At 42.7% G+C, this 9,371-nt stretch carries 10 protein-coding genes; 4 read left to right on the plus strand and 6 right to left on the minus strand.

Translation table 11 applies throughout. From position 1 onward, the window contains the following. Positions 1–67: 67 nt before the first annotated feature. Together DCC82_RS05500 and DCC82_RS05505 are read right to left on the minus strand one after the other, a co-directional pair. A complete protein-coding gene (locus DCC82_RS05500) occupies positions 68–490 on the minus strand; it encodes a hypothetical protein (protein ID WP_233252933.1) in 423 nt (140 codons plus the stop codon). Between the two features lie 99 nt (positions 491–589). Beyond that, positions 590–778 carry a hypothetical protein gene (locus tag DCC82_RS05505; protein ID WP_012749319.1) on the minus strand — a complete coding sequence of 63 codons (189 nt, stop codon included), beginning with the start codon at positions 776–778 and terminating at the stop codon, positions 590–592. 103 nt (positions 779–881) lie between these two features. On the opposite strand from DCC82_RS05505, the gene DCC82_RS05510 reads away from it, so the two are divergent. Continuing rightward, a complete protein-coding gene (locus tag DCC82_RS05510; RefSeq protein WP_012749320.1) occupies positions 882–1,286 on the plus strand; it encodes a hypothetical protein in 405 nt (134 codons plus the stop codon). Here the strand turns inward: DCC82_RS05510 and DCC82_RS05515 are convergent. Genes DCC82_RS05515 through DCC82_RS05530 form a run of 4 tightly spaced genes read right to left on the minus strand, consistent with a single transcriptional unit; the run spans position 1,243 to position 5,920 of the window. Further along, the gene (locus DCC82_RS05515) at positions 1,243–2,418 is read right to left on the minus strand and encodes a YheC/YheD family endospore coat-associated protein (RefSeq protein ID WP_108430275.1); all 1,176 of its coding nucleotides are present in this window, start codon (positions 2,416–2,418) and stop codon (positions 1,243–1,245) included. The two genes, DCC82_RS05510 and DCC82_RS05515, sit on opposite strands and share 44 nt — an antisense overlap. Continuing rightward, positions 2,415–3,764 carry a YheC/YheD family endospore coat-associated protein gene (locus tag DCC82_RS05520; protein ID WP_012749322.1) on the minus strand — a complete coding sequence of 450 codons (1,350 nt, stop codon included), beginning with the start codon at positions 3,762–3,764 and terminating at the stop codon, positions 2,415–2,417. The genes DCC82_RS05515 and DCC82_RS05520 overlap by 4 nt, the downstream gene beginning before the upstream one ends. Beyond that, on the minus strand, positions 3,761–4,825 hold the full coding sequence (locus DCC82_RS05525) for a YheC/YheD family endospore coat-associated protein (RefSeq protein WP_012749323.1): 1,065 nt from the start codon (positions 4,823–4,825) through the stop codon (positions 3,761–3,763). Before DCC82_RS05525 ends, DCC82_RS05520 begins: the two co-directional genes overlap by 4 nt. Before the next feature lie 6 nt (positions 4,826–4,831). After that, positions 4,832–5,920 carry a YheC/YheD family endospore coat-associated protein gene (locus DCC82_RS05530; protein ID WP_081188648.1) on the minus strand — a complete coding sequence of 363 codons (1,089 nt, stop codon included), beginning with the start codon at positions 5,918–5,920 and terminating at the stop codon, positions 4,832–4,834. A 259-nt stretch (positions 5,921–6,179) separates the two neighbouring features. On the opposite strand from DCC82_RS05530, the gene DCC82_RS05535 reads away from it, so the two are divergent. From DCC82_RS05535 to DCC82_RS05550, 3 genes are all read left to right on the plus strand, one after another. Beyond that, complete coding sequence (locus DCC82_RS05535; RefSeq protein ID WP_012749325.1) at positions 6,180–6,533, plus strand: YlbF/YmcA family competence regulator; 354 nt, start codon at positions 6,180–6,182, stop codon at positions 6,531–6,533. A gap of 280 nt (positions 6,534–6,813) precedes the next feature. Next, positions 6,814–7,677, plus strand: coding sequence for a Cof-type HAD-IIB family hydrolase (locus DCC82_RS05545; protein WP_012749326.1), 864 nt, complete (start codon positions 6,814–6,816; stop codon positions 7,675–7,677). 107 nt (positions 7,678–7,784) lie between these two features. Further along, positions 7,785–9,290, plus strand: coding sequence for a coproporphyrinogen III oxidase (locus tag DCC82_RS05550; RefSeq protein ID WP_012749327.1), 1,506 nt, complete (start codon positions 7,785–7,787; stop codon positions 9,288–9,290). The last annotated feature ends 81 nt before the right edge of the window (positions 9,291–9,371 follow it).

The following is a 9,371-nucleotide window of genomic DNA, read 5'->3' on the forward strand; positions in this document are numbered from 1 at the left end:
TCAATATTCACATCATAGACAGGAAATACAAAAAATATTCAGCTCACTTGATCATGTGGCTGAATAGTTACTGTTTTTTTTCAATAATGACACCTTGGTAGTCGTGTTCCCAAACGATAATAATATGTTCGGAAAACAACCCGCTGATGACATCGAAAAAATCATCTTTGTTGACAACAGAACCTTTTATGAAAAAATGAATAAAGCGATAATACGGGGACTGGGAGGAAAAATGCTGCAGCAACGTTGAATCTCCATGCGTGACCCAACGATGCCACGCCATTTCTTCATCGCTAATCGTACGGCTGACATCGGGAATCGGCGTGAGAAAAATCGATAATAGCTGTTTTTCCTGTTTCGATAGACGTTGTTTGCAAATTCCGATTTTATCTCCATCTTTTGTATAAAACCATTCATATGCATCAGTGTCGGCTACTTGTTCATTAATGACGATTGCATCCTTATAGTAGGATTTTAGCTGTTTGAGCATGGCGATGTTTCCTTTCTACATCTGAATGATTCCTTTCACTTATTATACAAAAAGAAAAACCGATTTTCCCAATAAAAAGGAAAATCGGTTTTTGAATGGCTACGTTGTTTCATGAGGAGGTTCTTCTTTTGCTAAGTCGCGCGCTTCCTCGATGTTTACGGCATCACCGTGGCCATGGACATAGCCCCCTGCCAATCCCTCATTGATCATACGGTCGATATCCATATAGTGTTCATCGCGTCCTTCATATTGGGAATCTTGATAATTCCGTTTGTTTCGTTCCGTCATAATGCGTCCCTCCTTGTTTTTTGTAGTTTGTATTATAAAAGCATAGATTATTCGTATTCATCATATATATGTCAAAAAGCAGGACAAGCAAGGAGGGAACACAATGATACGCACGGTGAAACAACTGCTGTACATAACAAGAACATCAACGCAACTAGCAGAACAGATGGCAGAAATAGTGAGCGATGAAACGTGGAAACAACAATTTATTCTGTATTTAGAGGATATAACACGTCAATATAAACTATGGCAATATATTCACTATTTACTTGCCGGGGCATATGAAGAAAGCGACAGTGAAAAGATCGTAACAGCTTCGGTTTCCGAACTGTTGTATGCGCTTTGTTCCAATGAATTAAAAAAAGGAATGTTGTGTCGAAAAGCAAGTGAGATGTTATCGGGAGCTGCACAAAAAGCGGCAGATCACTCATTACAGCAGGCCATTCAATATAGCCAGCTATTTTTTACGATGATAAAAAACCAGCTAGTTCATCAAATAGGGAGATAAGCTGTTTGGCACCATGATGTTGAATGTCCGGTTCATCGAAAATCATCGGTTTGGCGTTCAGTTCGTACATGTACAATTGTCCATCTTTGCTAAGGCCAATATCCGCGGAAAACTCGCCAATAAAACCGAAATGCTTGCTCATTTCTTTCCCGCACTCGGAAATTAGGTTACATAAAAGGGCTTCATCGATCCGATGTTTCACTTCGGAATACGGCAGAAGTTTTCCGCCGTTTAGGACGTGTGTTGTCAGTTGTTGCGCTGGCGCCATCCGCACACCAATGCCGCTGATTGCATAAGCGCCGTGGTGATAATGAACGAGAACACGCAAATCATACCGATTTCCTTTCCATGTATCAGCGTCAATTGTTTGTTGGACAATGTAGCGTTTCGATGAAAAAAGAGGAGTGAGTTCGCCAAGGGAAGTGAGTGTTTTTCGAACATTTATTTGTTCGTAAAGGATGTGTGTTTGTAAAGGAGAAGAAGTTAAGCGAAACAGCCCTTTTCCTTTTGCTCCTTCGTTTGGTTTAACGTATACACTTCCGTGTATTTGCAGCATTTTTCGTATATCGTCCGTATCATGAACTAAAAGCGTAGCTGGCAAATGCGGGCGCAATTGGTCATTTTTTTGTAATGTCTCGTATAATTCCCACTTTGTAAAAAAAGAACGATTAAAAAATGGAATGCAAAGGTTGTTTAAAAATTCGATGATTCGTTGGAATTCGTCTGTTTTTTCTTCTGATCTGCTTTTGATTCGGTTGTAAAAAACGTCGGGAAGAGGGGCGGTAACAGGCACCCACTGTCCGAGGCCGCGAACGAATACATATCCTTGAACGAATTTTTCATAGATAGAGCTAAATGGTAAAACGATAGCGATACTTCCCGCTTCTTGCAAGGAAGTGGTGATCAGCTCGATATATCGTTTTTTTTGTTTTAACAAAGCGGGAATGGAAGATTCGCTAATCATAATGCCGACAAGCGGTCCTACTTTTCCCCGCTGTTCTTTTACGTGAAACGAAAAAGACGGCAATTCGTTAGAAAAAGACAATGGATGTTGGTATCCAAAAACGTAGGTACGGCCTTCATCTTGATGAAACCATTGTTGTTTTTTTTCATTGTAGCAAATGATCGTCATGTGAATAACGCCTCTGGTTCATCAATTATTTTTTTACTTAAATAAACGGCGTACGCAAGAGAGAGCATCGCTGTTAGTTCATCATATCGCTTTAGCTTCGGATGTTTAAAAATGCATCGTCCCGGCTTCGAATTTGCTTCAAACATCCAAATCCGATATTGTTGGTCGATTCCAAGATCAAATCCGATTTCACCAATGTTCATCTGAAGCTGTTCCTCAAGACAACGGCTTAGGGTAAGAACGGTGTCATGAAGTTGCCTTATGATATGGTTGCGAGTGCTTCGGTCTGGGAAAATTTCTTCGATCGTTTTTACGATGCCCCCATTGTTAATATGGGTCGTAACGCTTCTTTTTTCTGCGATTTTTGCAGCGATCGCGCTCACCTGCCAAACCCCTTCTTCGTTTTTATTTGTATGAACGCGAAAATCGAATTTTCTTCCGTTGACTTCCATGAGGCGAATCCCTTGTTGGATAATATATGAATCTAATTTTTTTTGTGAAAAAACGTTTTCCCACAAAGATGATAACGTTGGAAAGGTTTGCGACCGGTTAGTTCCATGTTCATCTCGAAATCGGCATTCATACTTCGTGTTTTTCTTCAAAAGATGGTAAATACCTAAACCGAGACTGCCGTTGGCGGGCTTTAAATATGCTTCGCCATAACGTTTTAAAAATTGATCGGCGGTCTCGATCGTAGGATAAAAAGACGTGTTTGGAAGGTACGGCCTGGATAATGGATGTTTTTCAAGCAGACGGTATATTTCCCATTTATTAAAAAAGTTTTCGTTAAACCAAGGGATTCCGTATTCTTTTTTTAATGTTTCTTTAATTGCTTGAAATGTTTCATCGTTTTCAATTCGACGGTTTGGCAAGCGATTGTAGATAACGGTAGGAAACGGAACTTCATGCTGGACCCAACCGTTTTCTGTATAAAAATACCCCGTTATCGTTCCTTTCTCCCAATGAATATGATGAGCGCCAAAAACAAAAGCAAATCCGCCGACTTTTTTCTCTTGTGAAAGCAGTTTCGCAAAGAAAAAGCTCCGTTTTCCCACCGGACGAAGCGGCGATTTCGTAAACCCTGCGGTAAAAATGCCAATGAGCGGACCAAGATGGACGGTGTCTTCAGTGAGAAATAGATGAATATCGGCAGAAAATGGGATTTGTAAGCGTTTGGCAACATCGTTTGTGATAACGATATGTTTGTCTAAAACCGGGGACGAAACAAAGCAGCATGCGGTGGACATGCTTCCGAACGCGGCCATCGTTTGCCCGGAGAGCGAAATATCGGGCGGAAGATAAATCGTATTTTCTTCCGCCTCTTGTATCGTTAATGTATATTTCATGAGATATTCACCTCGTTTGCGAGAAACAGACAATAGCGAAGCGGTGCTTCGTAGACGTCACAGTTTTCAGGAGTGAGTGCAGTAATAATTTTTCGGCCTGGCTTCGAATTCATATCAATGATCCATACAGCGCCTTCCTCAGTAATCCCGAGATCAAGACCTAGTTCAAACAATGGGCCAAATTGCTCTTCCAAGTAGGATGGCAACACGTTTGTAATCGTTTCGATTCCATCGGTAATAAAAAGGCGTTGTGGGGAAGAAACTTGGTTGATCCATTCCGAAAAATCGAAAATGGAAGCGCCGGCACTGACGTTGGCAATCATTGTTCCAGGCTGCCCGATTCGCACCGCTCTGCCTCGTTCGCTCCATTTGCCTCGTTCGTTTTTTTGGAAGAGAAAACGGATATCGAACGGCTCGTTTTTCTTCGTCTGTAACGGCAAAAACGGCTGAATAAGGTATGAGTTGTGTTGAAGCAAATCATTAATCCACCGTTGCAAATCGTTTTCTCGTCTGATATGGGCAATTGTTTGACCACTTGCATCTAAAATATGAAGTAAGTTCTTCATTTGTTTTATGACATAAATGCCCTTGCCGCGCGAGCCGTGTTCAGGCTTGCAAATGACGGCTTTTTCTTTCTGGATCATGTGCAGTACATCCATAGCGGATTGAAGACGTTCTGTTTTGGGAATATACGGGGAAAGCAATGGATGTTCAATGACCTTCTTGTACAATTCCCATTTGCTTGGGAATCCGTGTCCTAAAAATGTAATATCTGGCCGATGTTTTAACCATTGTACGATCGGTTTGCTTTTTTTCGAGCGGTCATCCGCACGATAAAAGCAACGGTCATATAAAAAGGTGGGAATGTCAAAAGTGCTTTCTATCCATGATTGCTTGGTGTTATCAAATTGCAGGCCGCGCACTTTTTCCGTTAACGGGTCAATATCAAAAGGGGTAAAGCGGTATACGGTAATGCCATAACGATCAGCCCGCTTGGCAACTTCTGTGGAATACTTTACTTCTTGTTGATCATAGACGGTGACAAATCCAAGAGAAATCAATTTTACTCACTCCTTTTGCTCGATAAGCGATAAACAATAGTCAATAATCGCTTTAGCGGAAGGTCGAATAAGGCGATTTGACATTGCCATATCGGTCTGTTTGGATGGTTTTGTGTTTACTTCGATAATCCATGGTTTGTTTTCTTGGTCGATCGCTAAATCAATGCCGAACTCTCCATATAATCCGTCGGCTTCATTTGCTAATACGGAAGCTGTTTCGAGCGCGATTTCTTTTAACAGCATTTTTTGCTGGAACGCTCTGTTTTGTTCATACCATTTCCGCAATACCTCATCTATTGAAACGATTTCCCCGCCGCGGGCAAGATTGGCGACAAATTGTTCTTGCTGGGCGACGCGTGCGATAGCGGATGTTACGCGCCATTCGCTGTCATGAATGCGGTGGCATGATAGCCGAAAATCAACGAGACGTCCTTCCATCGTCTGGAGGGCAATGCCTTGCTGAATGATGGATGCCAGCTTTATTCGTTCTTTCAAGACCGCAAACAGGGCGGAAGTAGAAGGATATTGTTGCATCGTATCTTTCATGAACGTGGAATAGTCAAAGCGAAACTTGCCTTCCGTTTTTTCAATGCGCAAAATATGGCGTCCTTGGCTGCCGTAAATTGGTTTAATAAAAACGACAGGAAATTGTTCAAGAAAGTCGTCGAGCATTTGTTTCTTTGTGAATAACTCCGTTTTTGGCAAATACGGATGCAAGTACGGATGGCTCATTAAACATTCGTGCACTTCCCATTTATGCAAAAAACGGTGATTAAACATAAGAACATGTTCATCTTTTAGCTTTTGGATAAGACGTTCAAATAAGCTGGTTAATTCTGTTTTTCGTGAATGAATGCGGTTATAGATCACTTTTGCAGGCGGTACTTCCGTTTTTGTCCATTCTCCATTGATCCACTGATAGCCAATTCGTTCATTTTCTAAATACATCGATAAAGATGTAACGTATAAAGTTAGGTGATGTTGCTTGCTATATTCCGCTAATTCCTTGCAAAATTCATGTATGGATCCGAAGTGAACATGTGAGTCCGTATGAAAAATTTCGGTCATTACGGCGATAGCTTGGGGGTGGTTCATTGTTCTCCCTCATTTGTGCTTTCGTTACACAAACTCTATTTCATATCGTATCGTATGATTTTCGCCTAATATTGGTGATTGCAAAACATACGTGAAAGGAGAGAAACATGGGATGATTTGATGGTCGGTGGAGTGACAAACACACTTGAAATCAAAATGCTGTTCCGTCCGGATTATCAAATTTTTGTTAGTCATATCGCTTTTTCTCGGCGCATACGTTATGATAGTGATACGTTACTTTTTTATAGGAGGCTTTTTTATGTCCAATCAACTCTATGTCCTTGCCGAGCAGCTGGAGCAGGCAATCCGTACAAGCAGTGATTTTCAACAATTAAAGCAGGCATACGAAGCGGTGCGCCGCGACGAAACCGCGTATCGCCTATTTACGAATTTCCGCAATTTGCAAATGCGCCTTCATGAAAAACAGATGACTGGTGCTGAAATTTTACCGGAAGAAATCGAGCAAGCGCAAAAAGCGATGGCGCTCACCCAGCAAAACGAAAAGCTTGCCCAGCTGATGACGCTTGAACAACGAATGAGCATGGTATTATCCGATATTCAACAAATCACGATGAAACCGCTAGAGGAACTATATCGTTCATTCGCAGAATAAATGTGAACACTCGTATTGGGTGTTCTTTTTTTGTCCGTTTTATCATAGCTATGAAGTGATAGGAAGAAAAGCGGAGGCGAGCTGCTTAACCGCGACGGGCAAATGTTCTTCGCCTGCAGGGGTGCTTGTCGCCCCGAAGGCGAAGGTTATTTGACCCCGAGCGGTTGCGAGCCGAAGCTAGACAGGGAAGAAAAGCGGAGGGCGAAACAATTCAAAAAGAAAAAAACGCCGAACGCAAAGAGGGGCAAGATTCAACTTTTTCGAAAAGGGGGAGACAGCGATGTACAAATTGCTTGCTCTCAATATTGATGGAACGATTTTAAAAAACAACGGCCGCCTGCAAAGGGAAACAAAAGAAGCAGTAGAATATGTGAAACGAAAAGGAGTTTACGTGACGTTAATGACGAGCCGAAATTTGCTCGCGGCACGGAAAGTCGCAAAAGCGTTAAAATTGGATAGCGAATTGATCACGTTTCAAGGTGCAATAATCGGAAAATCACTAAAGGAAAAAATATTTGAAGCGCTTATTCCAGAAGAACGGACATTTAACATTGTGCAGGTGCTTGAAAATTACAATTGCAACATTCGATTGATGCATGAGCGCTATTCGATCGGCAATCGGAACAAAGTGCAAAAAAATTTAGTCGTAAAAACGGTGTTATCATCAGGCGATCCGTTTTTTTATCCGACGCAGTTTGTCGATTCGCTCGGCAATATATTAATGGATGAACCAGTGGCTGTTCCGAAAATCGATGTCTATTTTGCCAACGAACGAGAAAGGAATGAGGCCATGTCGGTATTAGCAAAAGCGTTCCCGACCATTGATATGATTATGCACCCAAACGAAAAGATGGAAATTGTGCCGCAGGGCGTGTCAAAACTCGCAGGATTGCAGCGCCTTGGCAATCATTTAGGAATTTCTTTAAAAGAAATGGTTGTAATCGGCGATGGTCTCGACGACATGCCAGCGATTGAAGCTGTTGGTCTAGGAGTCGCAATGGGAAATGCGCCAGTGGAAGTGAAAAAAGCAGCTGACTGGGTGACACGTTCGAACGAACAGCTCGGTGTCGCCTACATGATTAAAGAACATTTCCGCAAGCAGCTGCGACCGGAATTTCTGCGGAAATTAAAAATAAAACGATAAAAGGAAAGCTGGGATGGATGGTCCCAGCTTTTTCATTGGCGAATCTCGCTACTTGACGAGAGCGAATTGCCTTCTGTACACTTAAATAAGCTTGACTGGGAAAGGTGATGTCATTGCGCGTTCAAATTCAAGGATTACATGATGTCGAGCGGTTTCAACGTCCGTTGGAGGTAATCACAGGATTATTTTTCGAAGAATATGAGCTGGTATTTGAATCGGTTCACGACGCAGATATAGCAGTTGCGCTTTCGATAAACGGCGACAAGCGTGTTCATGTGCATGGAATATTGACGGAAAAATTAACGGGAAATAAATATGAAGCAGATCATGAAAAAGACGTATCCGGCTATCTTGAGGAGAAAGATCGTTTCAAACAAATAAAATATACGGTGTTTCATGTATATTTGACGTTATTGCAGCAATATACCGGTCTGATTCAACAATGGGGAGTGTTGACAGGAATACGTCCGGTAAAACTGTTGCATCAAAAGCTGCGTTCCGGTCTTTCAAAAGAGGAAGCGCACCGTCAGCTTCGCGATGATTATTTAGTAACAGAAGAAAAAATTGAGCTGATGCAGGAAATCGTCGACCGCCAGCTTACAGTCGTGCCAGATTTATATGACCTCGCCCATGAAGTAAGCATTTATATCGGCATTCCGTTTTGCCCGACGAAATGCGCGTATTGTACGTTTCCAGCGTATGCGATTGGCGGGCGCCAAGGTTCCGTCGATGCCTTTTTAGCTGGGTTGCATTACGAAATGCGGGAAGTCGGCCGCTTTTTAAAAGAGCGCGGCATCAACATTACGACAATTTATTACGGCGGCGGCACGCCAACAAGCATCACCGCCGAAGAAATGGACCGGCTGTATGCGGAAATGTATCAGTCGTTCCCAAATGTCGAGCGTGTCCGCGAAATCACGGTCGAGGCGGGGCGTCCGGACACGATCACACCAGAGAAACTGAATGTGCTTAAAAAGTGGAACATCGATCGCATCAGCATTAACCCACAGTCTTACATTCAGGAAACGCTAAAAGCAATCGGCCGTCACCATACGGTAGACGAAACGATTGAAAAGTTTCATCTTGCCCGCGAGATGGGCATGAACAACATTAACATGGATTTAATTATCGGGCTTCCGGGGGAAGGAACAAAAGAATTTTCCTATACATTGGCGCAAACGGAAAAACTCATGCCGGAGTCGTTAACGGTGCATACGCTTTCGTTTAAACGAGCATCGGAAATGACAAAAAACAAAGCGAAATACAAAGTCGCCGACCGCGACGAAATCAGCGAAATGATGAAAGCGGCCCAAGAGTGGACGAAGCGGCACGGCTATGTTCCGTACTATTTGTATCGGCAAAAAAACATTCTCGGCAACCTCGAAAACGTCGGATATGCCTTGCCGGGAAAAGAAAGCATTTACAACATTATGATTATGGAAGAACAACAGTCGATTATCGGGCTTGGCTGCGGCGCGTCCAGCAAGTTTGTCGATCCGAAGACTCGAAAAATTACCCGCTTTGCCAATCCGAAAGAACCGAAGGTGTATAACGAAAATTTTGTCCATTACACGAACGAAAAACTGAAAATGCTGGAAACGTTGTTTGGATAGGGATCACAGCAGTCAACTACCCAACGGCTAAAGCCGTGGGCTTGCAGCTAGCCTAATTGGCTGCCGCGTTCGGCTGGTTGA

This window comes from Geobacillus sp. LYN3 (genome assembly GCF_003064505.1).
GTDB lineage: Bacteria > Bacillota > Bacilli > Bacillales > Anoxybacillaceae > Parageobacillus_B > Parageobacillus_B toebii.

Bases quoted from the DNA above. Each gene is read 5' to 3' on its own strand.
- DCC82_RS05500 (WP_233252933.1), bottom strand. From the start codon at position 490: ATGCTCAAACAGCTAAAATCCTACTATAAGGATGCAATCGTCATTAAT.
- DCC82_RS05505 (WP_012749319.1), bottom strand. From the start codon at position 778: ATGACGGAACGAAACAAACGGAATTATCAAGATTCCCAATATGAAGGA.
- DCC82_RS05510 (WP_012749320.1), top strand. From the start codon at position 882: ATGATACGCACGGTGAAACAACTGCTGTACATAACAAGAACATCAACG.
- DCC82_RS05515 (WP_108430275.1), bottom strand. From the start codon at position 2,418: ATGACGATCATTTGCTACAATGAAAAAAAACAACAATGGTTTCATCAA.
- DCC82_RS05520 (WP_012749322.1), bottom strand. From the start codon at position 3,764: ATGAAATATACATTAACGATACAAGAGGCGGAAGAAAATACGATTTAT.
- DCC82_RS05530 (WP_081188648.1), bottom strand. From the start codon at position 5,920: ATGAACCACCCCCAAGCTATCGCCGTAATGACCGAAATTTTTCATACG.
- DCC82_RS05535 (WP_012749325.1), top strand. From the start codon at position 6,180: ATGTCCAATCAACTCTATGTCCTTGCCGAGCAGCTGGAGCAGGCAATC.
- DCC82_RS05545 (WP_012749326.1), top strand. From the start codon at position 6,814: ATGTACAAATTGCTTGCTCTCAATATTGATGGAACGATTTTAAAAAAC.
- DCC82_RS05550 (WP_012749327.1), top strand. From the start codon at position 7,785: ATGTCATTGCGCGTTCAAATTCAAGGATTACATGATGTCGAGCGGTTT.